Raw genomic sequence first — 24,000 nt, 5'->3', positions numbered from 1 at the left:
CAACCACCCACGCAAGTTGCAGACCAGTTAGACATGCCAGAGTTGCCAGAAGTTGAGGTTACGCGACGGGGAATCGAGCCGTATGTAGCAGGACGACGCGTCGAACGTGTCGATGTCCGCACGCCCGCGCTGCGCTGGCCGATCCCGGCCGACCTTGCAAAAACATTGCACGGTCGCGTGATCCGCAAGGTCGAGCGGCGCGGCAAATACCTGCTCTTCGAAATCGACGAAGGGTGGTTCATTGTGCATCTTGGCATGACCGGCACGCTGCGCGTGCTGCGCAATGTGTCTCATCCGCCGGCCGCGGCGAAGCACGATCACATCGACTGGATCTTCGACGAATTCATCCTGCGCTATCGCGATCCGCGGCGCTTCGGCGCCGTGCTGTGGCATCCGCGCGAAGCGGGCGATGTGCTCGATCATCCGCTGCTCGCCGGTCTCGGCGCTGAGCCTTTTACGGCGGCCTTCTCCGGTGCGTTGATGCACCGGAAAACACGCGGCCGGAAGGTGTCGGTGAAGCAGGCGTTGCTCGCGGGCGAGATAGTGGTTGGCGTAGGGAATATCTACGCTTCCGAGAGCCTCTTTCGCGCGGGCATCCGTCCAACGACCGCGGCTGGACGTGTCTCGCTGGTTCGCTATGATCTGCTCGCGGATGCTGTTCGTCTGACGCTCGCCGCCGCGATCGAGAAGGGCGGCAGCACGCTGCGCGATTTCGTGGGCAGCGATGGCAACAGCGGATATTTCCAGCTCGACTATTTCGTCTATGATCGCGCCGGGCTGCCATGCCGCGTCTGCGGCACGCCGATCAGACAGATCGTGCAAGGACAGCGTTCCACTTACTTCTGCCCGACCTGCCAGCGCTGATGTCCACTCTATCCCTTACCGTACCCTCGTCCCTGTCCGGCTTTTCCGCGCGGCTGATCGCGTGGCAGCGCGAGCACGGTCGCCACGACCTGCCGTGGCAGAACACGCGCGATCCCTATCGCATCTGGCTGTCCGAGATCATGTTGCAGCAGACGCAGGTGTCGACGGTCATTCCGTACTACGAGCGTTTTCTCGGGCGCTTCCCGGATGTCGCCGCGCTCGCCGCCGCGCCGCTCGATGACGTGATGGCGCTATGGGCAGGCCTCGGTTACTACTCGCGTGCGCGCAATCTGCATCGCTGCGCGCAGGCGGTTGTCGGAACACATGGCGGCGCGTTTCCTTCGTCGGTCGAAGCACTCGCCGAACTGCCCGGCATCGGACGCTCGACGGCGGCCGCGATCGCGTCGTTCGCATTCGGCGCGCGCGCGACGATTCTCGATGGCAACGTGAAGCGTGTGCTGGCGCGCGTGTTCGGTGTCGAAGGATTTCCGGGCGAAAAGCGTGTCGAGAACGCGATGTGGACGCTGGCTGAATCGCTATTGCCTTCGAAAGTGTCGCACGCAGGCGACGATGACGTGAGCGCCTACACGCAAGGTCTGATGGATCTCGGTGCAACGTTATGCGTGCGCGGCAAGCCGGATTGCGCGCGGTGTCCCTTTGCCGCCGATTGCGTCGCGAACGCGACGGGACGTCAGCGCGAACTACCGGTTGCGCGTCCGAAAAAGACGATTCCGACGCGTCGCACGTGGATGCTGGTTCTGCGTGACGGCGATGCGGTGATGCTGGAAAAACGCCCGCCGTCGGGCATCTGGGGCGGCTTGTGGAGTCTGCCGGAAGCATCCGGTGAAGCTGTGCTGGCCGACCGTGCGCAGGCATACGGCGCCTCGGGCAGCGTGATGCCGCTCGCTACGCTGACGCACACGTTCACGCATTTCAGGCTGGATATCGAGCCGCGCGTGGTCGAACTCGACAGGACGCTCGCAGGTGTCGGTGACGATGAAACGGTATGGGTCGCGCTGCACGAGCTCGATGCGTACGGCGTGCCTGCGCCGGTGCGCAAGCTGCTCGATGCATTACAGGGATCGTTGCTTTAGAACGCCGGCATTACAGCAGTTGATGCTGCTGCATGTAGTGATGCACGACGTCGATACGCGCGCCGGCGTCCTGAAGCTCCATCAGCTTCTGTCGTGCGCGCAATGCGATCGGCAGCACTTCTGACAGACGGTTCGATACCCACGAAGGATCGTCGAGCTTGAAGGGCTCCGCGAACGGCAGGCTATCGGGGTCGCGCTCGCGGATGGTCGCGATGATCCGCTCCAGCACTTCCGCACACGCGCCGAATCGCTCGACATGTACGGTGCCTTCGAGCGGTATGTCGTCACCAATCGGCTCGGCCATGCCGACCAGCAGTCCATCCGGCTGCGCGCGGTGCGACAGCAACCGGAAGCGCTGCGTGCCGCGCGCGCGGATCAGCAGCATGCCGAACGCTTCCACATCACATTCCTCGATTTCCGCCATGCAGCCGATGGTTTCAGGCACCGAAGGCTCATCGGGCTTCGCGACTTCGCCGCCGCTTTTCAGCAGGCACACGCCGAACGGCGTCTTCTCGCGAAGGCACTCGCTTGCCATGTCCAGATAGCGCGCCTCGAATATTTTCAGCGGCAGCAGGCCGTCCGGAAACAGCACCGTATGCAGCGGGAAGAGCGGCAGATCGGCAATCACGGCAGGAGTAGTGGACATGGCGCAACGCTTGAAGGTTACGGCCGCGCGACGCGGCCGGTTAAGCCACCAGCTTCGAAGATTCGCCGACGTCGAGCGGCGCATCGCGGTGCCGCACGATTACATCCGATTCGCCCGAGAGACGCGCGGCAAGCGTCTCGGCGATAAACACTGAGCGGTGCTGACCACCCGTGCAGCCGATCGCGACGGTCAGATAACTGCGGTTGTCGTCGCGAAAATGCGGCAGCCACTTCGCGATAAACGCGTGGATGTCGTCGATCATCTGCGTCACGACCGGCAGCGCGCTGAGAAAGTCGATCACGGGTTTATCGAGACCCGTGAGCGGACGCAGTTCGCGGTCGTAGTATGGATTCGGCAGCGTGCGCACGTCGAAGACAAAATCGGCGTCGAGCGGCACGCCGCGTTTGAAACCGAACGATTCGAACATCAGCGTGAGGCCCGCACGCTCCTGCTCGATGAAACGCTTGACCCATGCGCGCAGCACGTTCGCGCGGAGATTGCTGGTGTCGATCTGATGGCCGAATTCGGCGAGATTGGCAACGAGTTCGCGTTCGTTCTCGATGGCTTCTTCGAGCGAGCGCAGCACGCCGACATCGGCATCGTGCGACGGCGAACCCGACAGCGGATGACGCCGGCGTGTTTCGGAAAAGCGCTGGATCAGGGATTGCGTGCTCGCGTTCAGAAACAGCACGCGCACATCATGTTCGCGCGCGAGGTCGCGGATCATCTCGGGCATTTCGTCGAGCGAGGCGCTGGAGCGCGCGTCGATGGCGACGGCGAGGCGTTCGTGTCCGTGCTCGTTGAGATAGGCGGCGAGCGGCGGCAGGAAGCGCGGGGGCAGATTGTCGACGCAGTAGTAGCCCGCGTCTTCGACCGCGTTCAGTGCGACAGACTTGCCGGAGCCGGAAATGCCGGTGATCAGGATAATGCGCATGAGGTCGTGAAATCCGTTCGTTTCATCATAGCATCCACCCTGCGTGCCTGTGGCGCGATGCCGTTATGTCGCGAGACGCGCGGGAATCACGTCGGCACGGCCCGGCTCAGATCAGCTTGCCGGGGAACTGGCTGTCCGGGTCCTGCATCGCGAGACGCTGGCGGTCCATGAAATCGCGCAGCGTGTCGATGCCGCGCAGTTGCAGGATCGTGTTCCGGACGGCGGCTTCGACCAGCACCGCGAGGTTGCGGCCGGCCGCCACCTGAATGGTGACCTTGCTGATCGGCAGGCCTAACACGTCGACGGTCTGGCTTTCGAGCGGCAGGCGCTGGAATTCGCCATCCGGCCGGCGCACCAGCTGAACGATCAGCTTCAGCTTCATTTTCCGGCGCACGGCCGTTTCACCGAAAATCGTCTTGATGTCGAGCAGACCCAGGCCGCGCACTTCGAGCAGGTTCTGCAGCAGAGGCGGGCAGCGTCCCTCGACGAAATCCGGGCCGAGGCGCACGAAATCCACCGCATCGTCAGCCACGAGGCCGTGGCCGCGGCTGATCAGTTCCAGCCCGAGTTCGCTCTTGCCTAGGCCGGAATCGCCGGTGAGCAGCACGCCCATCCCGAGGATGTCGAGGAACACGCCGTGCAGCGTGGCGCGCGGCGCGAGGATGCGCGACATGTAAAGCCGCAGGCTGTCGATGACGGCCGCCGCCGACATCGGCGTCGTGAACAGCGGCGTGGACGAACGCGTACAGCGCAACACCAGCTCAGGCGGTGCGGCGACACCGCCCGCAACGACGAGAAACGGCGGTTCGAGCGCAATCAGCTCGGCCATGTGCCGCGAGCGGCTTTCTTCGGCCTGGCGCTGGTAATACTCGACTTCGGCATCGCCGAGCACCTGGATCCGGTTCGGGTGGATCAGGTTCAGGTGACCGACGAGGTCCGCACTCGAGGTCGCATACGCAACCGTTTCCGCCGAAAACCCGCGCTCCCAGCCTTCATGCCCGGTCAGCCAGCTGAGTTTCAGCGCGGCGGCGTTGTCGTCGAAAATGCTCTGGGCGTTGATGCTGGACGTATCCATGAGTCCGTGACTCCGTTGTGGGCCGCTGGCCCGCGCGCCTGGCCTGTCTGAGCCTGTTGGGGCCCGTGTTGGCGGCGGGTCCGGCCGGCGCGAGCCGGTAAGGGTTCTGGTGCTGCCGCTGGGCTTGTATGTGGCGAGCGCCGCCGTCAATACATCAAGGTTGCCACTGAGTGAGCAGGCGATGCAACGCCTCGCGGTCTGCTTCCGTGTGCAGCCGCTCGCGCGCTTCACGATCGGACAGCAGTTGCGCGATTTCCGACAGGATTTCCAGGTGCTGCTGGGTGGCCTGTTCCGGCACGAGCAGGAAGATCAGCAGCGACACCGGCTGGCCGTCGGGCGATTCGAAAGGAATCGGATCGGAGAGACGCACAAAGGCTGCGAGCGGATGCTTCAGGCCCTTGATCCGGCCGTGAGGAATCGCGACGCCTTCGCCGAGCCCCGTCGACCCGAGGCGCTCGCGCGCAAACAGATTGTCAGTGACCGTACTGCGGGCGATGCCGTTCTGGTTCTCGAAGATCAGGCCGGCCTGTTCAAAGACACGCTTTTTGCTGGTAACGGCAAGACCGACGACGACATTCTCGAGGGGAAGATATTTGGCTAGACGATTCATGTTGGCAGGCGGAAACGTGGCCTGGATTCTCCTCGCCGTAGCGTTTGAGTGGCGTTCCATGTTCAACAGGTGCTCACGGCGATATGGCGATAGACGGTGGAGACCGAAAGCGCAGGACTACCGCTGATTGACCCCGATAGTAACCGGAACATTATAGAACAGGGTGAACACGGATGGTGCGGCGCGCCATCGATGAAAGGAGAGGTTTCCTGCGGGGTTTGCTGCGAGGGATCTGGCGGCGCGCGACACGCTGCGGCGGCGGCCTCTACGCCCAACGAAAAACCGCCCGTAAGCGGGCGGTTTGGGCGGTCTGGCGGGAAAGGCCAGAAGGAATCCTTCGAATGGTCCCTTATTGCGGCGGCACTTCGATTTGCGGTGCCAGCGGCTGGTACTTGATCGCTTCGTGCTGATGGCCCTGGAGGCGATCCTTGTGACGAATGACTTGCCTGTCCAGCTTGTCGATCATCAGGTCGATTGCGGCGTACAGGTCGCCATCCGCGCTCTCGACAAATAAGTCCTTGCCCTTCATATGCAGGTTGATTTCAACCTTTTGACGCTTTTCCTTTTCCTTGTGGTTGTCGACCGAGAGGACCACACTGCCATCGATTACCTGATCGAAATGTCTTAGCACCTTGTCTAGTTTGGTGATCACGTATTCGCGCAACGCAGGCGTTACTTCGAGATGGTGTCCACTGATCTTCAGATTCATAGTGCTTCTCCATGCGAGTGGCCGCCTTGGCGTGCATGGCCCAGCAAGCGCCGGTCGAACGGTCGGCTCGTCTCCCAGTCGTCCCCGATGACTGGCTATTGACGGGTCGCATCGGCCAGCCTTGTCGCCAATCGCGCCGCGGCCGGTAAATGCCGGCCACACTATGCGACCGGCTACAGAGACTTGCGCAGGTTGACTGCCGGGATTTTCAGCGCTTCACGGTACTTCGCGACGGTTCGTCGCGCCACGACAAAGCCCTGTTCCGCCAGCAGTTCGGCTATGCGGCTGTCTGAAAGAGGAGATTTCGGCTCTTCTGCTCCTATCAGTTGCTTGATCAGTGCGCGAATAGCCGTTGAAGAGGCTGCGCCACCCGTATCCGTCGAAACGTGTGATCCAAAGAAGTACTTAAATTCAAGCGTCCCGAAGGGCGTGAGCATGTACTTGCCCGTTGTCACACGCGAGACAGTTGACTCGTGTAAACCCAGCGTATCAGCAATTTCCCGCAAAACCAAGGGGCGCATGGCAATTTCGCCGTGCACAAAAAAGCTCTTTTGACGCTCGACAATGGCCTGCGCAACCCGCAGGATCGTCTCGAACCTTTGCTGGATATTCTTGATCAGCCAGCGCGCTTCCTGGAGTTGCTGGCGCAACGAACCGCTGCCCGGATCGCCTCTGCTATTGCGAAGGATGTTCGCATAAAGGTGATTAATGCGCAGTTTAGGGACCACTTCCGGATTCAGTTCAGCAGTCCAACCTTGTGCCGTGCGCTTCACCATGATGTCCGGCACGACGTAGTCCGCTTCTGCCTTGCCGTACGCAGCGCCCGGGAACGGTTCGAGCGAGCGGATCAGCGCGTGCGCGTCGCGCAGTTCGTCGTCGTTTGCCTTCAGGTGCTTGCGCAGCCGCGTGAAATCGCGAGCCGCAAGCAGTTCCAGATGGTGGGCCACGATGTCGAGCGCGAGCGTGCGCGTCGGCGACGATTCAAGACGTAGAAGTTGCAGCTTCAGACATTCGGATGCAGAGCGTGCGCCCACGCCCGCAGGATCGAAGCTGTGCAGCAGCGCGAGCGCCGCGTTCAGTTCGTCGAGATCGACTTCGAGTTCTTCCGGCAGGTCGGCCAGCACTTCTTCGAGCGTGGCGGTGAGATAGCCGTCGTCGTCGAGCGATTCGATCAGGAAGATGATGAGCGCGCGGTCACGTTGACCCGCCTGCGTGACGCGCAGTTGCGCCGTCAGATGGTCGCGCAGGCTCGTGCTCGATTCGTGGATCTGCAAGGGCGGCAGATCGTCGTCATCGGAGGCGGTGCCCGAACGGCCGTAATCGTCGAGATTCCACTGGCTCGCCTCGCCATTGCTGTCGGAGGCAAGGCCGTTGTATTCGTCGACGCCCTGCGGCTCGCCATTCTCGGCGCGCTCGCTGGTTGTGGGCGAAGACGAACTCGTGCTGCCCATCTGCTCCTGCACGGGCGCGCTGCCCGGCGATTGCGCGATCAGCGAGCCATCCGCGGCGACGCGCAGCGGGCTCGCGATCCACTCGTCCTCGTTTTCGAGGAGCGGATTCTGGGCGATCGCCATCGAGACCTCCTGCTGCAACTCAAGCGTAGACAACTGCAGCAGTCGGATGGACTGCTGTAGTTGCGGGGTCAGCGCGAGATGCTGCGACAGGCGAAGTTGGAGGCTGGCTTTCATGGCAGGTTGAGATTCATTGTAGAGAGTTTGCCACGAGCGCGATACCTTGCAACAGTCGCAAAAACGTCTGTTGTGCGGTTTCGGTGTTGGCGGGCGCGTATGAAGCGGCCCGCCGGAGTGTCCGGGATGTCCGGGAGCGAGGAAACACAGGGCCGGCGGCCAGCAGGATGCCGGAACCGCCGTTTTCGCTGCCTGTTACACGCGTGTCCGGTTACATGCGGAAATGCTCGCCTAGATAGACGCGCCGCACGTTCTCGTTTTCAATGATTTCACTGGGTGCGCCGGCCGCTAGCACGCTGCCGTCGCTGATAATGTATGCATGGTCACAGATGCCGAGCGTTTCTCGCACATTGTGATCGGTGATCAGCACGCCGATGTTGCGCTGCTTGAGGAACTTCACGATCTTCTGGATTTCCAGCACGGCGATCGGGTCCACGCCGGCGAACGGTTCATCGAGCAGAATGAAGCTCGGATTGGTCGCCAGCGCGCGCGCAATTTCAACGCGCCGACGTTCGCCACCCGAAAGGGACAGCGCCGGATTTTCGCGCAGGTGAGCAATCTGCAGCTCGTCGAGCAATGCTTCGGTGCGCGCGGTAATCGCGTCTTTCGTGAGCCGTTTGCCGTCGTCTTCGTGCTGCAGTTCCAGCACCGCGCGAATGTTTTCCTCGACGGTGAGTTTGCGGAACACAGACGCTTCCTGCGGCAGATACGATAGCCCCAGCGAAGCGCGTTTATGAATCGGCAGCAGGCTGATCGACTTGCCGTCGAGATCAATTTCGCCTGCGTCGAGCGGCACGAGACCCACGATCATGTAGAACGACGTCGTCTTGCCGGCGCCGTTCGGACCGAGCAGACCCACGACTTCGCCGCTCTTCACATCGAGCGACACATCCTTCACGACCGTGCGCGAACCGTAGCGCTTCTTCAGATTGCGAACGGCAAGCGAACTGCTGGTGCCGGCCGGCTTGCGATTGGGCAGGGCAGGTGCGTTCACGGCTTCGTCACTCCCTGGCCTTGCGTCGGGAATTGAGTGGACGGTGTCAGCGTGGCCGATGCGCCATTGAGCGGCGCGGGGCCGCCATTACGCGGCGCGAGCATCGCGCGCACGCGGCCGGTCGGATTGCCCGGGCCCGCGACGTCCTTGCCGGACTTCGCCGTATAGAAATCGTTCTGGCCGTCGTACGTGATTACGCTGCCATGCACTTCGTCCATCAGCGTCGACAGGCCCTGCAGACGGCGCACCGTCGCGCGTGTCGTGAGCGTGGTCAGGTCCTGCTTGCCGTCGTAGTCGATGCGCTCCGCATCGCCTTCGACATATTCGTCGACGCCTTCGCGCTTCTGGCGAAAGTACGCGAGGTTCTTGCCGGTCGACGTGCCCGTCGCATACTGGTAGCCCTGCGGATCCTGATGCACTTCGACGCGATCGGCCTTGATGACGATCGTGCCTTTGGTGGCCACGACGTGGCCAGTGAAGATGTTGACCTGCTTCAGGTCGTCGTAAGTCATGTTGTCCGCTTCGATATTCAGCGGCTTGTCCTTGTCGGCGCGCTCGGCGTGTGCAGGCGGCGCGAAGCCGGCAAGCGGCAACGCGGCCAGCAGCGCGGCCAGCGCGGCGCGGTACGCGGACCACGCATGCGCGCGGCCGGTATCTGGACGAGGGAACGATTCGTTCATGCAGTCACGCCTGGAGTGGATTACCCGGGTTGCTTGAGGGAGCCGCCGGCGCTATCGGACGCGGCGATGGCGCCACGCACGTTGCCGAACAGCTGCATAACCCGGGTGACGTTGTTGTAGTTCATGCCGCTGGCCGTCATGACAGACTGGCCGCGTTGAAGTTTAACCGGCTTTTCGGTCTCGATCACATCGTCGTTGACCAGCACGCGGAAATGCTCGGAATCGGCCTGCATGGCCGGATCGCCCATGCCCGCGGCACGCAGGATTCGCGCATTGTCGTACAGGTTGACGATCGATGCATCGCCGTTCACCTTGCCACGATCACCGGTTGCCGTGATGATCGGCTTACCCGGCTGGAACGCGCGGATCGCGGGCTGGGTCAGATCGCTATCTTCGTCGTCTTCGTAGTGCACCATGCGCGCGGCGGTCAGACGATATTGCGTCGAGCCGGACTGGTCGAGTTCGGACACGGAAAAGTTGTCGGCGAAGTAGTCGGGCGTGTGCGCCTTCTTGTGGGGCGCACCTTCGTTCGGTGGCGGCAGCGTGGCCTGCAGCAGCCACCATGTAATGCCGGCAAGCGCCGCCATCGCGACGAGCGGAATCAGCGAAGTCAGGCGGAACCGGTTCATCCGACGAGACCCTGCTGGTCGCCGCCACCACATGCTGCGGCAAGCAGTGCATCGTATTTGTGCTGGGCGCGCAGCAGCGTGTCGCACACTTCGCGCACGGCGCCGTGGCCGCCGCGTGCCTCGGACACCCAGTGCGCACGCGCGATCACTTCTGGATGCGAATTCGCCGGCGCGGCCGCGAAGCCGACCTTCAGCATGACGGCGAGGTCGACCCAGTCGTCGCCCATGTAGCCGCATTCTTCGGCTTTCAGGCCGGTCTCTTTCAGCAGCTCGGCGAAGGCCTCGGGCTTGTTCTCGATGCCCTGATACAGATGTGTGATATTCAGTTCCTTCGCGCGCACGGCGACGATGCCCGATTTGCGGCCCGTGATGATCGCCGTATCGATGCCGGCCTGGCGAAGCAGCTTCGCGCCGTGGCCGTCCATCGAATGGAATGCCTTCATCGTGTCGCCTTCGGCGGTAAACATCAGACCACCGTCGGTCAGCACGCCGTCGACGTCGAAAATCATCAGCTTCACGCGGCTCGCGCGTTCAGTGGCGGTAAGCGGGGCGACGGCCATCAGATCACCTTCTTCGAGAACAGGTCGTGCATGTTGAGTGCGCCGATGAGCTTGCCTGTTTCATCGACAACCAGCATCTGGTTGATGCGATACCGTTCCATCAGCTCCACAGCTTCGACGGCCAGGTGGTCCGGACCGATCGTACGCGGGCTTTTTGTCATCACGTCGGCGATCGGCAGTTCACGGAAGTCACCGGCACGTTCGAGTACACGGCGCAGGTCGCCATCGGTGAAAATGCCTTCGACGTGATCGTTCGTATCGACGATCGCCGTCATGCCCATGCGTTTCGCGGTGAGTTGCATCAGCGCGTCGCGCAGCGTGGCTTCGTGGCCGACCTTCGGGATTTCGTCGCCGGTGCGCATGACGTCGCGCACGTAGGTGAGCAGACGCCGGCCGAGTGCGCCGCCGGGATGCGAGCGCGCGAAGTCGTCGGCACCGAAGCCGCGTGCGTCGAGCACGGCCACCGCCAGCGCATCGCCGAGCGCGAGCGCGGCCGTGGTGCTGGCCGTCGGCGCGAGATTCATCGGGCAGGCTTCTTTCGATACGCCGGCGTTCAGATGCACGTCCGCGAGCTTCGCGAGCGTCGAAGCCGGCTTGCCGGTTATGGCAATCAGCTTCGCGCCGAGACGCTTGATGAGCGGCAGGATCGAGACGAGTTCTTCGGATTCGCCGGAATTGGACATCGCGATGAAGACGTCTTCGGCGGTGACCATGCCGAGATCGCCGTGGCTCGCTTCGGCGGGATGCACGAAGAACGCGGGCGAGCCGGTGCTTGCAAGCGTCGCCGCCAGCTTGCGGGCCACATGACCGGATTTGCCGATGCCGGAAACGACGACGCGTCCGCGGCAACTGAGGATAAAGTCGATCGCCTCGACAAAACCGTCGTCGAGTTGATCGCGAAGCGCGCGCACGGCGTCCGCTTCGATGTCGAGCACGTCGCGAGCGAGCGCAAGTGCCCGATCGCCATTGATTTTCGCTATCATTCGCGGAGTATAGCAAAGGCGTTTGTTCGCCGCGCCGGGCGGGACGTGCCCGGCCGCTGCCTTCACGGGCCCCATAACCTTGTCGCACGGCCGTTTGCGTGCGACGGTTCCTGACGAACGAGGACGCTTTTCCCGATGCGCGTTTTCCCATGATCTCCCCGCTCGAAATGACGCTGTTCCTGCTGCTGGCTTCAGTGGCGGGCGTCGTCGTGTTCCGCTATCTGAACCTGCCGCCGATGCTCGGCTATCTGACGGTGGGCATCGTCGTGGGTCCGCATGCGCTCGGGATCGTGCCGGATTCGGTCGGCGCGCAGAATCTCGCCGCGTTCGGCGTCGTGTTCCTGATGTTCTCGATCGGGCTGGAGTTTTCGCTCGCGAAGTTGCGTTCGATGCGACGGCTCGTGTTCGGGCTCGGGCTGCTGCAGGTGCTCGGGACGATCGGGGTCGCGCTTGCGCTCGGCTTCGTACTGCAGCGGTGGGTGCACATTACGTGGGAAGCGAGCGTGGCGCTGGGCGGCGCGCTTGCCATGTCGTCCACGGCGATCGTCAGCAAGATGCTCGCCGAACGGCTCGAAATCGAAACGGAGCACGGCCGCAACATTTTCGGCGTGCTGCTGTTCCAGGATCTGGCCGTAGTGCCGCTCCTCATTATCATTGCCGCGTTCGGCAGCGATTCGACGCATTTGGTCGAGGCGCTCGGTCTCGCGGCGGTGAAGATCGTGATCGCACTGTCGGTGCTGCTGATCGTCGGACAGCGTTTCATGACGCGCTGGTTCAACGTGGTCGCGCGGCGTCGCTCGCAGGAACTGTTCATCCTGAACCTGCTGCTGGTCACGCTTGGCGCTGCGTTCATTACCGATAAATTTGGGTTGTCGCTTGCACTCGGCGCGTTCATCGCGGGCATGCTGATCGCAGAGACGCCTTACCGGCATCAGGTTGAAGAAGACATCAAGCCGTTTCGCGACGTGCTGCTCGGGCTCTTCTTCGTGACGACCGGCATGCTGCTGAATCCGCGCGTGATCTGGGAGCATCCGTTCATCGTGCTCGCCTTTCTCGTCGGGCCGATCCTGTTGAAAGCGGTGATGGTCACAGGGCTGTCGCGGCTCTTTGGCGCCTCGCCGGGCGTGGCGATGCGCACGGGTATCGGTCTCGCGCAGGCGGGCGAATTCGGCTTCGTGCTGCTGAACCTGATTCTCGACAAGCATCTCGTCGATGCCACGTTGCTGCAGGTGATTCTTGCCGCCATGCTGCTGTCGATGCTGGCCGCGCCATTCCTGATCCAGAACGCAGACCGGATCGTACTGCGGCTGTCGTCGACGGAATGGATGATGCAATCGCTGCAGATGACGCGCATCGCGACGCAGAGCCTGAAGCAGAGTGGACACGTGATCATCTGCGGTTACGGCCGTGCGGGGCAGAATCTGGCGCGCATGCTCGAACACGAAGGGCTGTCGTACGTCGCGCTCGACCTTGACCCCGATCGCGTGGCCGCTGCTGCAGCGGCGGGCGAATCGGTTGTGTTCGGCGATGCGGGGCGACGCGAGTCGCTGCTCGCGGCGGGTATCCATCGTTGTGCGACGGTTGCGATCACGTATGCGAACACGCCCTCCGCGCTGCGCGTGCTGCACAACATCCACGAACTCGAACCGACGTTGCCCGTGATCGTGCGGACCGTCGACGATGCCGATCTGGAAAAGCTGCTCGCAGCGGGCGCGACGGAAGTGATTCCGGAGATCGTCGAAGGTAGCCTGATGCTGGCGTCGCATACGCTCGTGCTGATGGGCGTACCGATGCGGCGGGTCGTGCGGCGCGTCGAGGAAATGCGCGACGAGCGTTACAGCCTCTTGCGCGGCTATTTCCACGGCGCCGACGACCAGAACGACGAGGACGGCCACGAACAGGTGCGGCTACAATCGGTCCCGGTCGACGAAAAGGCCGACGCGGTGGGTCGCACGCTGGCGGAGCTTGGACTGCACGAGCTTGGCGTCGAAGTGACGGCGATCCGGCGGCACGGCATTCGTGGCGTCGAGCCGGGCCCGGAAACGCGTCTGCGCGCGCTCGATATCGTCGTGCTGCGCGGTTTGCCTGAAGCGCTGGCGGAAGCGGAAGAGCGTCTGTCGAAACATCGACGCGCGGGCGCCGCCGTGGCCTGAAATGATCTGAACCTGTTCTACGGGCCGTGTGTCCCGCGCCGGGTGGCCGTATTGAGCGGCGCCTTGCGCGACCCGCTACGCGGCACCTTATGCGGCCCACACTGAAGCAATCTATCGGGATATTGGAGACATCATGTCCAACGCACCTTTGCCGGCGCCTGCCGACGCGCCACTGAACGCGGCTGAGTTCGTGAAGAGCCAGATCCGCACGGTGCCCGACTGGCCGCAACCTGGCGTGCAGTTTCGCGACATCACGCCGTTGTTGCAGCACCCGAAAGCGCTGCGCGTGCTGATCGACCTGTTCGTGCTGCGTTACATCGATGCGAAGCTCGACTACATTGCAGGCCTCGACGCGCGCGGATTCATCATCGGGCCGATTGTTGCGTACGAGTTGAACCTCGGCTTCATCCCGATCCGCAAGGTCGGCAAGCTGCCGTACAAAACGGTTTCGGAGTCGTATCACCTCGAATACGGCACAGCGACGGTCGAGATTCACGAAGATGCGTGTGGCCCCGGCGACCGCGTCGTGATCATCGACGATCTGATTGCGACCGGCGGCACGATGATGGCCGGCAAGAAGCTGCTCGAACGGCTTGGCGCGCAGGTGGTGGAGGGCGCGGCGATCATCGATCTGCCGGATCTGGGTGGCTCAAAGCTTCTGCGCGAAGCAGGCCTGCCGCTCTACACGGTGACCGGATTCGGCGGCCACTAATCGCACCTCGCGCATTTGCACACCGCACAGGGATATTTAAAGATGCCCAATTTCCTCCTGTTTCTCGCGACGTCGATCGCCATTACCATGGCGCCCGGCCCTGACAATCTGCAGGTACTGGCGCGCGGCATTTCACAGGGGCGCGCCGCCGGCCTTGTCGCCGCGCTCGGTTTTGCGGCCGGCATCACGTTTCATACGACGCTCGCGGCACTCGGCGTCGCGGCTGTGCTGCGGTCGTCGCCGGTTGCGTTTCAGGCGATCAAGCTGGCCGGCGCGGCGTATCTGATCTGGATCGGCATCAAGGCGCTGCGCAGCCAGGGGCTCGCGACGGCGCATGAACGGCCGCCGCAGCCGCTCTTGTCGGTGTTCCGGCAAAGCGTGCTCGGCAACATCATGAACCCGAAGGTCACGCTGTTCTTCATCGTGTTTCTGCCGCAGTTCGTCGATCCGCATGGCGCGCAGAACGTGACGCTGCAGATGCTCGAACTGGGCGCGTTGTTCATGCTGCAGACGGTAGTCGTGTTTTCGCTGTTCGGCGTGTGCGCGGGCATGATTGGTGGCTGGCTGCGTCGCCGGCCGAGCGTGGGCGTGTGGCTCGACCGGCTCGCGGGCGCTACGTTCATCGCGATCGGCATTCGTGTCGCGTTGCGCGACTGAGTTTGGGGAACGCCGCCTATGACTTTGCCCTGCATCATCGCCGCACGCCGTTTCGACGCGCGTGCTCACACGCCGTTCTGGATCGGGGAAGAACAGGTCGGCTGGATTCGCAAAAGCGACGTGCCGTCGCTCACGCGCTGGCCGGACGTGTTCGATTTCGATGATGCACGCGTCACGCTATCTTCGCGTTTCGACACGCTGGAACTGCGTAGCGCCGCGCTGGGTGCAGTGATCGGCGCGCTCGCCGCGGAGGGCCGCATTCCGGGCTGGCGCGATGAGACATACGCCATCCGCAATGCGTTCGATGCGTCACCGCTCGCGTACATCGAGCGCGCGGCGTCGCGCTTCTTCGGAACGATGACGTACGCGGTGCATCTGAACGGCGTCGTAGAATATGGCGATCGCGCGCCGCAATTGTGGATCGCGCGGCGTAGCGATACGAAGGCGACCGATCCTGGGATGCTGGATAACGTCGTCGCGGGCGGCATCGGTTGGGGATTCGGAATCGAAGCGACGATCGTCAAGGAGTGCTGGGAAGAAGCGGGCATTCCGGAAGAGATTGCCGTGCGCGCGGTCGCGGGACGGACGGCGCATGTGCTGCAGTCGCTGCCGGAAGGCACGCAGGCCGAGCAGGTTTTTATCTACGACCTGGCATTGCCGGCGGATTTTGCGCCACGCAATCAGGACGGCGAAGTGGGCGAACATCGCCTCGCGCGCATCGACGAAGTCGCGCGCTGGATCGAGGAAGGCACCATGACGGTCGATGCGAGTCTCGCGACGCTCGACTGCCTGCTACGGCGCCGCTGGATCGACGAAGATGCGTGCGCGGGCATTGCCGCGGTGTTCGTGCCGGCGGTTATCTGAACCCCGTCGCGCGTTGTCATACTGAACGAAATACGGATTGAAGAAGGGAGTCACCCAGGTCATGTCGACCGAACACAGCTTTATTCTCAAACTGTCGTGCGCCGACCGGCCCGGCATCGTGCATGCGGTGTCCGGCTTTCTGTTCGAGCGCGGCAGCAACATTCTCGACTCGGCCCAGTTTGGGGACAGCCACACCGGCGAGTTCTTCATGCGCGTGCATTTTCAGCAGGTCGGCGGCGATCCGGGGCTGGACGTCCTGCGCGGGTCGTTCGCGCCGCTGGCTGAGCAGTTCGGCATGAAGTGGGAACTGCATGATGCGTCGGTGAGGCCGCGTGTCGTGATCATGGTGTCGAAGATCGGGCATTGCCTGAACGACCTGCTGTTCCGCTATCGCACCGGTCAGCTTGGCATCGAGATTCCCGCGATCATTTCGAATCACAAGGAGTTTTATCAGCTCGCCGCGAGCTATGACATTCCGTTCCATCACTTTCCGCTGACGGGCTCGACCGCCGACGCGAAGGCCGCGCAGGAAGCGCGCGTGCTGGAAGTGATCGATGAGCATCAGGTGGATCTGGTTGTGCTCGCGCGGTATATGCAGATTCTGTCGCCGCAACTGTGCGACCGGCTGGCTGGACGGGCGATCAATATTCACCATTCGTTTTTGCCGAGCTTCAAGGGCGCCAAGCCTTATTATCAGGCCTTCGATCGCGGCGTGAAGCTGATTGGCGCGACGGCGCACTATGTGACGACCGATCTGGACGAAGGCCCGATCATCGAGCAGGAAGTCGAACGCGTGGATCACAGCATGACGCCCGAGCAGCTGACGGGCATCGGCCGCGATGTCGAGTGCGTGACGCTTGCGCGTGCAGTGAAGTGGCACGTCGAGCATCGGGTTGTGCTGAACGGGAGTAAGACGGTGGTTTTCCGTTAAAGGCGGAGTGGTTTATTTCCGCGGGCAGGGTAGCGCGGAGCAGGGCAGAACAGGGCAGAAAACTGAAGGCCCGCGGCATCACTGCCGCGGGCCTTTCTGTTTCAACGTTCAGATGTCTGCTATGGGCAATCAGAACGGAATATCGTCATCCATCTCATCGAACCCACCGCCGGCCGGTGCGCCCGGACGGCTGGCACCGCCGCCACCTGCTGCGCCACCACGCGGTGCGCTTGCCGGAGCGCGACCGCCACCACCGCCGCTACGTTCCGACGGTTCACGGCTATAGCCGCCGTCATCGCCACCGCCGCCGCCCATCGAGCCGCCACGGCCACCCAGCATCTGCATCTGTTCAGCGACGATTTCGGTCGAGTAACGATCGGTGCCGTCCTGCGCCTGCCACTTGCGCGTGCGAATACGGCCTTCGATATACACCGACGAGCCTTTCTTCAGGTATTCATTGACGATTTCAGCGAGGCGGCCGAAGAACGACACGCGGTGCCATTCGGTCGCTTCCTTCATTTCGCCCGACGTTTTGTCCTTGTAGCGATCGGTCGTTGCGAGGCGGATGTTCGCCACGGCGTCGCCGCTCGGCAGATAACGGACCTCGGGATCGGCTCCGAGATTGCCGACGAGAATGACCTTGTTCACGGATGCCATGCGTTTCTCCTGTTGATTCCGTTGCGGGCGGTCGGCAATGCGCGGTTTCGTCTTGCGACCCTTGGGGCCAGAGATCGAAGCCGCGCCGCAGCCGTCCGCCGATAAATTCTGTTACGCCCTGCGCGGCGGCTGCTTCATGTTTGCGGCGATTATAAGCCAGCAAAACACGAGCCCCGAGCAGGTAAAAAACACGGCGCTTTGACCGTCCACTTCCAGCAGCCATCCGCCGATCACACCGCCCATCGCCAACCCGATCGATTGCGTGGTGTTGTACACGCCGGCGGCCGCGCCCTTGCGCGTTCCTGGTGCAAGTTTCGACACCAGCGAAGGCTGCGACGCCTCGAGCACGTTAAAGCCGAGGAAGTAGACGAAAAGAATCGCCGCCACAGTCAGAATGGTATGAGGTGCGAGGCCAAGCAACAACTGGCCAATCAGGATAAGCGCAATCGCACCGAGCAGCACTGCTTTCATCCTGCCGCGCTTTTCAGCGGCGATGATCGCCGGCACCATCATGACGAACGCCAGACCCATCACCGGCAGATACACCTTCCAGTGCGACGCGACCGGCAGGCCGCCTGCTTCCAGAATACGCGGCACCACGAGGAACAATGCGGTCTGCGTCGCGTGCAGCACGAGCACGCCGAAGTTCAGGCGTAGCAGTTCGACGTTATGCAGTACTTCAGCGAACGGCGCACGCACGTGGACCGGTTTCGGTGCATCGGGCACGACCCACAGCACGACGCCGATCGCGAGAATCGAGAACACGCCGACCAGCGCGAAGAGGCCGCTCATGCCAACCCACTGGAACACGATCGGCGCGCCGACGATCGCCACCGCGAACGACACGCCAATGCTGCCGCCGACCATCGCCATTGCCTTCGTGCGATGCTCTTCGGCAGTCAGGTCCGCGATAAACGCGATCACCGCCGACGACACCGCACCCATCCCCTGAATCACCCGTCCGACGATGATCCACGTCATGTCGTGCGCGAAAGCCGCGACAAAACTGCCGAGCGCGAAGATCAGAAGACCGGTGGCGATCACCGGCTTGCGGCCGATCTTGTCGGAAATCCAGCCATAGAAGATGTAGAGCAGGGACTGCGTGACGCCGTACGCGCCAAGCGCAATACCGACGAGCAGCACGTTGTCGCCGCCCGGAATCGTTTTCGCGTAGATCGAAAACACCGGCATGATCATGAAGAGGCCGAGCATGCGCAGCGCGAAGATCGCAGCGAGCGACACGGTCGCGCGCAGTTCAGGCGCGCTCATGCGTGAAGATGTTGCGGATGGATTGGACATCGGAAGCGATATTCGAGTGATTCGGGAGGCCATCCGCGGGGCGGCTTGCTGCCTGGTGGTGTACCGCGGGTGTACCGGGCGCAACGGGTAGCATGCGGCACGGTGATTCGGCCGGTGGCTCGCTGCTGGCTTGCGGTCGCGGACAACGTCCCCATCTGAAGGGCCTGAAACCCGTTCGCCGCGGCGCCTGACCGTGGCATGACAAACCTGCTTCGCGCCTTGCGGGCGTTGTCAGGAAGCCGTAACGACGGTCTGGAAAAGTCGTTATAGTAGCAGGTTTAGCCTCCTCCTCTTTCCGCCAGGTCATGGAATAACGCGTGGAACAAATCCGTATCCGTGGGGCCCGCACCCACAACCTGAAGAACGTCAATCTTGACTTGCCGCGTCACAAGCTGATCGTGATTACCGGCCTGTCCGGCTCGGGCAAATCATCGCTCGCCTTCGATACGCTCTACGCGGAAGGTCAGCGTCGCTACGTGGAAAGTCTGTCCGCGTATGCGCGGCAATTCCTTCAGTTGATGGAAAAGCCGGACGTCGATCTGATCGAGGGGCTGTCGCCGGCGATTTCGATCGAGCAGAAGGCGACCTCGCACAATCCGCGCTCCACCGTGGGCACGGTCACCGAAATCCACGACTACCTGCGTCTCCTGTACGCGCGCGTCGGCACGCCTTATTGCCCGGACCACGAAATTCCGCTGGAGTCGCAAAGCGTTTCGCAGATGGTGGACGCCGCGCTCGCGTTGCCGGAAGACACGAAGCTGATGATCCTTGCGCCGGTCGTGGCGAACCGCAAGGGCGAGCACGTCGAGCTGTTCGAGGAGATGCAGGCGCAGGGTTTTATCCGTTTCCGCGTGAGCTCGGGCGGCGGCACGGCGAACGAAGGCGTCGCGAAGATCTACGAAGTGGACTCGCTGCCGAAGCTGAAGAAGAACGACAAGCACACGATCGACGTGGTCGTCGACCGTCTGAAGGTGCGCGCCGACATGAAGCAGCGTCTCGCCGAATCGTTCGAGACGGCGCTGCGTCTTGCTGATGGTCGAGCGATCGCGCTCGAGATGGAGACCGAAAAGGAGCATCTGTTCAGTTCGAAGTTTGCGTGTCCGATCTGCTCGTACTCGCTGCAGGAACTGGAGCCGCGGCTTTTCTCGTTCAACAATCCGATGGGCGCGTGTCCGGAATGTGACGGCCTCGGCCAGATCACGTTCTTCGATCCGAAGCGGGTGGTCGCGCATCCGTCGCTGTCGCTGGCGGCGGGTGCGGTGAAGGGCTGGGACCGGCGCAACCAGTTCTACTTCCAGATGCTGCAGAGTCTCGCGGCGTTTTACGAATTCGATATCGATACCGCGTTCGAAGACCTGCCGGAGAAGATCCGCAAGATCCTGCTGTACGGCTCGGGCAAGCAGACCATTCCGTTCTCGTATATGAACGAGCGTGGCCGCACGTCGATCCGCGAGCACGTGTTTGAAGGGATCATCCCGAATCTGGAGCGGCGCTACCGCGAGACCGATTCGGTCGCGGTGCGCGAAGAACTCGCGAAGTATCAGAACAATCAGGCATGCCCGGCCTGTGAAGGCACGCGTCTGCGCCGCGAAGCGCGGTTCGTGCGGATCGGCAGCGACGGCGACGCACGCGGCATCTTCGAAGTGAGCGGCATGCCGCTGCGCGACACACTCGGCTATTTCCAGACGCTGCGTCTCGAAGGCGCAAAGGGCGAGATCGCCGACAAGGTGGTGAAGGAAATCGTCGCGCGTCTGATGTTCCTGAATAACGTCGGGCTCGATTATCTGTCGCTGGAACGCAGCGCGGAAACGCTTTCAGGTGGTGAAGCGCAGCGTATCCGTCTCGCGTCGCAGATCGGCTCGGGCCTGACCGGCGTGATGTACGTGCTCGACGAGCCGTCGATCGGCCTGCATCAGCGCGACAACGACCGTCTGATCTCGACGCTCAAGCATCTGCGCGACCTCGGCAACTCGGTGATCGTCGTCGAGCATGATGAAGACATGATCCGCATGGCCGACTATGTCGTCGACATGGGGCCGGGCGCCGGCGAGCACGGCGGCATGGTGATCGCCGAAGGCACGCCGAAGCAGGTGCAGACCGACCCGGCTTCGATAACCGGCCAGTACATGTCGGGCGCGCGTCGCATCGAATATCCGGACGATCGTAAACAGCCCGACGAGCGGCATCTGCGTATCGTCGAGGCGTACGGCAACAACCTGAAGCACGTGACGCTCGATCTGCCGGTCGGCCTCCTGACCTGCGTGACGGGCGTATCGGGTTCGGGCAAGTCGACGCTGATCAACGACACGCTGTACCACGCGGTCGCGCATCACCTGTACGGCTCGGCCACCGAACCCGCGCCGTACGAAGCGATCGAAGGCCTGGAGCATTTCGACAAGGTCATCAATGTCGACCAGTCGCCGATCGGCCGCACGCCGCGCTCGAATCCGGCGACGTACACCGGCGTCTTCACACCGATCCGCGAACTGTTCTCTGGCGTGCCAGCGGCGAAAGAGCGTGGCTACGATCCGGGCCGCTTCTCGTTCAACGTGAAGGGCGGCCGCTGCGAATCGTGTCAGGGCGACGGTGTGCTGAAGGTCGAGATGCACTTCCTGCCGGACGTCTACGTGCCCTGCGACGTGTGTCACGGCAAGCGCTACAACCGCGAAACGCTCGACGTTCAGTACAAGGGCAAGAACATCAGCGAAGTGCTGGAGATGACCGTCGAGAACGCGTACGAATTCTTCAAGCCGGTGCCGGTGGTCGCGCGCAAGCTGAAGACGCTGCTCGACGTGGGTCTCGGCTACATCCGTCTGGGCCAGTCGGCCACCACGTTATCGGGCGGCGAAGCGCAGCGCGTGAAACTTTCGCTGGAACTGAGCAAGCGCGACACGGGGCGCACGCTATATATCCTCGACGAACCCACGACCGGTCTGCATTTCCACGATATCGCGCTGCTACTCGAAGTGATTCACCGGTTACGCGATCAAGGTAATACTGTCGTAATCATCGAGCATAATCTCGACGTGATCAAAACAGCCGACTGGCTGATCGATCTCGGGCCGGAAGGCGGCGCGGGCGGCGGGCAGATCATTGCCCAGGGCACGCCGGAGCAGGTGGCGAAGTCGAAGGCAAGTTTTACCGGCAAGTATCTGGCGCCGTTGTTGAAGCGCCAGCCGGCGACCCAAAAATAACACTGCGTCACCAGGTTGGGGACGGGAGAGTCATGACGAAGCGAAACCAGGCACCTGACGACACGCACGTGCAGGATCTGCGCCCTCGCCCGGTGAGGCTGACGAGCGATATGAGTCTGCCGAAGCTGTCCGCCGTGGAGATCGGCAGCTACATCGTGGCGCTCATCGGAATGTGGGCTGTATTGCATCTGCAGCTGCTGGGTGCACTCCTCGCGGGCATGCTCGTCTATCAGCTTGTGCACACGATGGCGCCGCTGATCGAAAAGCGCGTATCGGGTCCGTGGGCGCGATGGATATCGGTGGTGTTGCTGTCGGCGGCGATCGTCGGCGCGCTAACGGGCGTTACGATCGGCATCATCGAGCATTTCGAGCAGGACGTGCCAAGCGTGCAGAAGCTGCTCGAACAGATGATGCCGCTCGTCGATCAGGCGCGCGCGCGCATTCCCCCTTCAATCGCCGAATATCTGCCGGTCGATGCCGAGCAGATGAAGCTGAAGGCGATGTTGCTGATGCATGAGCATTCCAATGCGTTGCAGCAGGGCGGCAAGAGTGTGGCGCGGGTCTTCGGGCATGTTGTGATCGGGATGATCATCGGCGCGATCATTGCCGTGGGCGCGCAGCGGCATATGCAGCGCCTGCCGCTGTCGACGGCGTTCGTGACGCGCGTCGCGCGGTTTGCCGATGCCTTCCGGCGCATCGTATTCGCGCAGATCAAGATTTCCGCGATCAACGCGACATTCACCGGCGTTTTCCTTCTGGTGATCCTGCCGCTGTTCCACGACCGCCTGCCGCTGTCGAAGACGCTCGTGATGGTGACATTTATCGTCGGCCTGTTGCCGGTGATCGGCAATCTGATTTCCAACACGTTGATTGTTGCGATCGCGCTGTCGGTCAGCTTTTCGGCGGCGGTGATGTCGCTGGTGTTCCTCGTCCTGATTCACAAGCTCGAATATTTTCTCAATGCCCGGATCGTCGGCGGGCAGATCGAGGCCCGTGCGTGGGAGCTGCTCGTGGCGATGCTCGTCATGGAGGCTGCGTTCGGCATTCCGGGTGTGATCGCGGCGCCGATTTTTTACGCCTATATCAAGCGCGAACTGATTTACCTTCGGCTGGTTTGAGGGTTTTGCCAGTTGAGCGGGCGTGATTACCGCGCGCTAATCGTGGTGTGCTTTTTCACTCGATACCGCGCGCAGGTCCACACGATGCTTACCGGCCTTACCCGTGAAGCGCCAGAGCTGGACCTGCTGATGTTTCGGCGGATGTGGGCGGAACGACCGGGATGAAGTGCAGCCTGGGCGTATCGGCGACCGGCGGGAACACGCACCAGCAACCATCGGGATGTCTGAAGAAAAACAATGCGCGGGTGCCGGCTGGTAACGATGTCTCAACGCACACGTAGCGTTTGCCGTTCCGTTGCGCGCGGCTGAAGCGCGTTACGTGCAGCGGAATCGACGGTGAAGGGGCCAGCCATTTCTCGATCTGGCCGCGCAGCGACTGTTCACTGGAATTTTTCATGTCGGGCTCCAGCAAACACTTCCTGCCGCGAATCCACCACATCTTCGTCATGCCGGGCTGGCGCGGACTCCTCTTCGTTCAGGATGCGCTCCAGTTCTTCGCTGGCCGCGGCTGCCCGGAGCATTCTGCAATCAGCCGAATGCCGGAAATCGGAAAGCAGTCGAACCAGTTGACGCGCTGTTCTGCGTTTCATCACACACCTCCCCGCACTGCACACCAAACTTAAGAAAGCACTTTAACTATAGGACCGAAAAGGCCGCTGCTGCTAATGTTTGGCTAAATAGCAACAACTGACTCAAAACGCACGCGACCTGTGTCGGCACTGCGCACCTCCAATGTGCCGCTGGTGCGCATCGCAGTCTGTACGCTTGCGAGCGCAATGCGTTCGCGATTGACTGCGGGTTTTTGGCGTTGAACCGCACGGCTGCATGTTGTTCTCGAGTCGATGGACTTGGGTTCTTCGATAAAAGCATGTTCTGTTCCAGTCGACCGAAATTCACGGATATCGATTTTTCGACGCTCACCGGATACCGATGAAATGTGAGCCACGCG

The 24,000-nt window shown here is 62.3% G+C and carries 23 protein-coding genes; 9 read left to right on the top strand and 14 right to left on the bottom strand.

The features are described 5' to 3' along the window. Positions 1–33: 33 nt before the first annotated feature. Both mutM and mutY read left to right on the top strand, forming a co-directional pair. On the top strand, positions 34–864 hold the full coding sequence (mutM, locus tag P3T21_RS05030; protein WP_429254827.1) for a bifunctional DNA-formamidopyrimidine glycosylase/DNA-(apurinic or apyrimidinic site) lyase: 831 nt from the start codon (positions 34–36) through the stop codon (positions 862–864). Further along, entirely contained in the window at positions 864–1,958 is a 1,095-nt protein-coding gene (gene mutY / locus P3T21_RS05025) for an A/G-specific adenine glycosylase (RefSeq protein WP_429254826.1), read from the top strand. The genes mutM and mutY overlap by 1 nt, the downstream gene beginning before the upstream one ends. Before the next feature lie 10 nt (positions 1,959–1,968). Here the strand turns inward: mutY and P3T21_RS05020 are convergent, their stop codons facing one another. From P3T21_RS05020 to kdsD, 11 genes are all read right to left on the bottom strand, one after another. Continuing rightward, positions 1,969–2,604: an LON peptidase substrate-binding domain-containing protein gene (locus P3T21_RS05020; RefSeq protein ID WP_429254825.1), complete on the bottom strand. Its 636-nt coding sequence runs from the start codon at positions 2,602–2,604 to the stop codon at positions 1,969–1,971. Positions 2,605–2,644: 40 nt separating this feature from the next. Next, a complete protein-coding gene (rapZ, locus tag P3T21_RS05015) occupies positions 2,645–3,538 on the bottom strand; it encodes an RNase adapter RapZ (RefSeq protein WP_429254824.1) in 894 nt (297 codons plus the stop codon). A 106-nt stretch (positions 3,539–3,644) separates the two neighbouring features. Beyond that, complete coding sequence (gene hprK / locus P3T21_RS05010) at positions 3,645–4,613, bottom strand: HPr(Ser) kinase/phosphatase (protein ID WP_429254823.1); 969 nt, start codon at positions 4,611–4,613, stop codon at positions 3,645–3,647. A 154-nt stretch (positions 4,614–4,767) separates the two neighbouring features. Continuing rightward, the gene (locus P3T21_RS05005; protein ID WP_429254822.1) at positions 4,768–5,283 is read right to left on the bottom strand and encodes a PTS sugar transporter subunit IIA; all 516 of its coding nucleotides are present in this window, start codon (positions 5,281–5,283) and stop codon (positions 4,768–4,770) included. 289 nt (positions 5,284–5,572) lie between these two features. Continuing rightward, on the bottom strand, positions 5,573–5,932 hold the full coding sequence (gene hpf, locus P3T21_RS05000) for a ribosome hibernation-promoting factor, HPF/YfiA family (RefSeq protein WP_429254821.1): 360 nt from the start codon (positions 5,930–5,932) through the stop codon (positions 5,573–5,575). Positions 5,933–6,105: 173 nt separating this feature from the next. Next, complete coding sequence (locus P3T21_RS04995) at positions 6,106–7,620, bottom strand: RNA polymerase factor sigma-54 (protein ID WP_429254820.1); 1,515 nt, start codon at positions 7,618–7,620, stop codon at positions 6,106–6,108. Positions 7,621–7,831: 211 nt separating this feature from the next. After that, entirely contained in the window at positions 7,832–8,614 is a 783-nt protein-coding gene (gene lptB / locus P3T21_RS04990; RefSeq protein ID WP_429254819.1) for an LPS export ABC transporter ATP-binding protein, read from the bottom strand. After that, positions 8,611–9,294, bottom strand: a complete 684-nt coding sequence (gene lptA / locus P3T21_RS04985) for a lipopolysaccharide transport periplasmic protein LptA (RefSeq protein WP_429254818.1) — start codon at positions 9,292–9,294, stop codon at positions 8,611–8,613. Before lptA ends, lptB begins: the two co-directional genes overlap by 4 nt. Before the next feature lie 20 nt (positions 9,295–9,314). Beyond that, complete coding sequence (gene lptC, locus P3T21_RS04980; RefSeq protein ID WP_429254817.1) at positions 9,315–9,923, bottom strand: LPS export ABC transporter periplasmic protein LptC; 609 nt, start codon at positions 9,921–9,923, stop codon at positions 9,315–9,317. Next, the gene (locus P3T21_RS04975; RefSeq protein WP_429254816.1) at positions 9,920–10,483 is read right to left on the bottom strand and encodes a KdsC family phosphatase; all 564 of its coding nucleotides are present in this window, start codon (positions 10,481–10,483) and stop codon (positions 9,920–9,922) included. Before P3T21_RS04975 ends, lptC begins: the two co-directional genes overlap by 4 nt. Next, positions 10,483–11,466 carry an arabinose 5-phosphate isomerase KdsD gene (gene kdsD / locus P3T21_RS04970; RefSeq protein ID WP_429254815.1) on the bottom strand — a complete coding sequence of 328 codons (984 nt, stop codon included), beginning with the start codon at positions 11,464–11,466 and terminating at the stop codon, positions 10,483–10,485. The genes P3T21_RS04975 and kdsD overlap by 1 nt, the downstream gene beginning before the upstream one ends. Before the next feature lie 149 nt (positions 11,467–11,615). Between kdsD and P3T21_RS04965 the strand changes: the two genes are divergently transcribed. The 5 genes from P3T21_RS04965 (at position 11,616) to purU (ending at position 16,783) form a co-directional block, all read left to right on the top strand. Further along, positions 11,616–13,619: a cation:proton antiporter gene (locus P3T21_RS04965; RefSeq protein WP_429254814.1), complete on the top strand. Its 2,004-nt coding sequence runs from the start codon at positions 11,616–11,618 to the stop codon at positions 13,617–13,619. A 133-nt stretch (positions 13,620–13,752) separates the two neighbouring features. Further along, positions 13,753–14,331 carry an adenine phosphoribosyltransferase gene (locus P3T21_RS04960; protein ID WP_429254813.1) on the top strand — a complete coding sequence of 193 codons (579 nt, stop codon included), beginning with the start codon at positions 13,753–13,755 and terminating at the stop codon, positions 14,329–14,331. A gap of 42 nt (positions 14,332–14,373) precedes the next feature. Next, entirely contained in the window at positions 14,374–14,988 is a 615-nt protein-coding gene (locus P3T21_RS04955; RefSeq protein ID WP_429254812.1) for a LysE family translocator, read from the top strand. An 18-nt stretch (positions 14,989–15,006) separates the two neighbouring features. Then, positions 15,007–15,852, top strand: a complete 846-nt coding sequence (locus P3T21_RS04950) for a DUF4743 domain-containing protein (RefSeq protein WP_429254811.1) — start codon at positions 15,007–15,009, stop codon at positions 15,850–15,852. A 61-nt stretch (positions 15,853–15,913) separates the two neighbouring features. Further along, positions 15,914–16,783: a formyltetrahydrofolate deformylase gene (purU, locus tag P3T21_RS04945; protein ID WP_429254810.1), complete on the top strand. Its 870-nt coding sequence runs from the start codon at positions 15,914–15,916 to the stop codon at positions 16,781–16,783. 129 nt (positions 16,784–16,912) lie between these two features. Here the strand turns inward: purU and P3T21_RS04940 are convergent, their stop codons facing one another. Continuing rightward, positions 16,913–17,440 (bottom strand): single-stranded DNA-binding protein, encoded by a 528-nt coding sequence (locus P3T21_RS04940; protein ID WP_429254809.1) that lies wholly within the window; start codon positions 17,438–17,440, stop codon positions 16,913–16,915. A 111-nt stretch (positions 17,441–17,551) separates the two neighbouring features. Continuing rightward, positions 17,552–18,739 carry an MFS transporter gene (locus P3T21_RS04935; protein ID WP_429254808.1) on the bottom strand — a complete coding sequence of 396 codons (1,188 nt, stop codon included), beginning with the start codon at positions 18,737–18,739 and terminating at the stop codon, positions 17,552–17,554. 317 nt (positions 18,740–19,056) lie between these two features. Here P3T21_RS04935 and uvrA point away from each other — a divergent pair, with 317 nt between their 5' ends. Both uvrA and P3T21_RS04925 read left to right on the top strand, forming a co-directional pair. Further along, positions 19,057–21,933: an excinuclease ABC subunit UvrA gene (uvrA, locus tag P3T21_RS04930; RefSeq protein ID WP_429254807.1), complete on the top strand. Its 2,877-nt coding sequence runs from the start codon at positions 19,057–19,059 to the stop codon at positions 21,931–21,933. A 32-nt stretch (positions 21,934–21,965) separates the two neighbouring features. After that, positions 21,966–23,051, top strand: a complete 1,086-nt coding sequence (locus P3T21_RS04925; protein WP_429254806.1) for an AI-2E family transporter — start codon at positions 21,966–21,968, stop codon at positions 23,049–23,051. A 97-nt stretch (positions 23,052–23,148) separates the two neighbouring features. Here the strand turns inward: P3T21_RS04925 and P3T21_RS04920 are convergent, their stop codons facing one another. Then, entirely contained in the window at positions 23,149–23,448 is a 300-nt protein-coding gene (locus P3T21_RS04920; protein ID WP_429255164.1) for a hypothetical protein, read from the bottom strand. Between the last annotated feature and the right edge of the window lie 552 nt (positions 23,449–24,000).

It is taken from the genome of Paraburkholderia sp. GAS334, from assembly GCF_050436625.1.
Taxonomy (GTDB): domain Bacteria; phylum Pseudomonadota; class Gammaproteobacteria; order Burkholderiales; family Burkholderiaceae; genus Paraburkholderia.
Note: the sequence above shows the minus strand (reverse complement) of the source record. Positions and strands in the feature narration are given on the sequence as shown.

Bases quoted from the DNA above. Each gene is read 5' to 3' on its own strand.
- mutM (WP_429254827.1), top strand. From the start codon at position 34: ATGCCAGAGTTGCCAGAAGTTGAGGTTACGCGACGGGGAATCGAGCCG.
- mutY (WP_429254826.1), top strand. From the start codon at position 864: ATGTCCACTCTATCCCTTACCGTACCCTCGTCCCTGTCCGGCTTTTCC.
- P3T21_RS05020 (WP_429254825.1), bottom strand. From the start codon at position 2,604: ATGTCCACTACTCCTGCCGTGATTGCCGATCTGCCGCTCTTCCCGCTG.
- rapZ (WP_429254824.1), bottom strand. From the start codon at position 3,538: ATGCGCATTATCCTGATCACCGGCATTTCCGGCTCCGGCAAGTCTGTC.
- hprK (WP_429254823.1), bottom strand. From the start codon at position 4,613: ATGGATACGTCCAGCATCAACGCCCAGAGCATTTTCGACGACAACGCC.
- P3T21_RS05005 (WP_429254822.1), bottom strand. From the start codon at position 5,283: ATGGAACGCCACTCAAACGCTACGGCGAGGAGAATCCAGGCCACGTTT.
- hpf (WP_429254821.1), bottom strand. From the start codon at position 5,932: ATGAATCTGAAGATCAGTGGACACCATCTCGAAGTAACGCCTGCGTTG.
- P3T21_RS04995 (WP_429254820.1), bottom strand. From the start codon at position 7,620: ATGAAAGCCAGCCTCCAACTTCGCCTGTCGCAGCATCTCGCGCTGACC.
- lptA (WP_429254818.1), bottom strand. From the start codon at position 9,294: ATGAACGAATCGTTCCCTCGTCCAGATACCGGCCGCGCGCATGCGTGG.
- lptC (WP_429254817.1), bottom strand. From the start codon at position 9,923: ATGAACCGGTTCCGCCTGACTTCGCTGATTCCGCTCGTCGCGATGGCG.
- P3T21_RS04975 (WP_429254816.1), bottom strand. From the start codon at position 10,483: ATGGCCGTCGCCCCGCTTACCGCCACTGAACGCGCGAGCCGCGTGAAG.
- kdsD (WP_429254815.1), bottom strand. From the start codon at position 11,466: ATGATAGCGAAAATCAATGGCGATCGGGCACTTGCGCTCGCTCGCGAC.
- P3T21_RS04965 (WP_429254814.1), top strand. From the start codon at position 11,616: ATGATCTCCCCGCTCGAAATGACGCTGTTCCTGCTGCTGGCTTCAGTG.
- P3T21_RS04960 (WP_429254813.1), top strand. From the start codon at position 13,753: ATGTCCAACGCACCTTTGCCGGCGCCTGCCGACGCGCCACTGAACGCG.
- P3T21_RS04955 (WP_429254812.1), top strand. From the start codon at position 14,374: ATGCCCAATTTCCTCCTGTTTCTCGCGACGTCGATCGCCATTACCATG.
- P3T21_RS04950 (WP_429254811.1), top strand. From the start codon at position 15,007: ATGACTTTGCCCTGCATCATCGCCGCACGCCGTTTCGACGCGCGTGCT.
- purU (WP_429254810.1), top strand. From the start codon at position 15,914: ATGTCGACCGAACACAGCTTTATTCTCAAACTGTCGTGCGCCGACCGG.
- P3T21_RS04940 (WP_429254809.1), bottom strand. From the start codon at position 17,440: ATGGCATCCGTGAACAAGGTCATTCTCGTCGGCAATCTCGGAGCCGAT.
- P3T21_RS04935 (WP_429254808.1), bottom strand. From the start codon at position 18,739: ATGTCCAATCCATCCGCAACATCTTCACGCATGAGCGCGCCTGAACTG.
- P3T21_RS04925 (WP_429254806.1), top strand. From the start codon at position 21,966: ATGACGAAGCGAAACCAGGCACCTGACGACACGCACGTGCAGGATCTG.
- P3T21_RS04920 (WP_429255164.1), bottom strand. From the start codon at position 23,448: ATGAAAAATTCCAGTGAACAGTCGCTGCGCGGCCAGATCGAGAAATGG.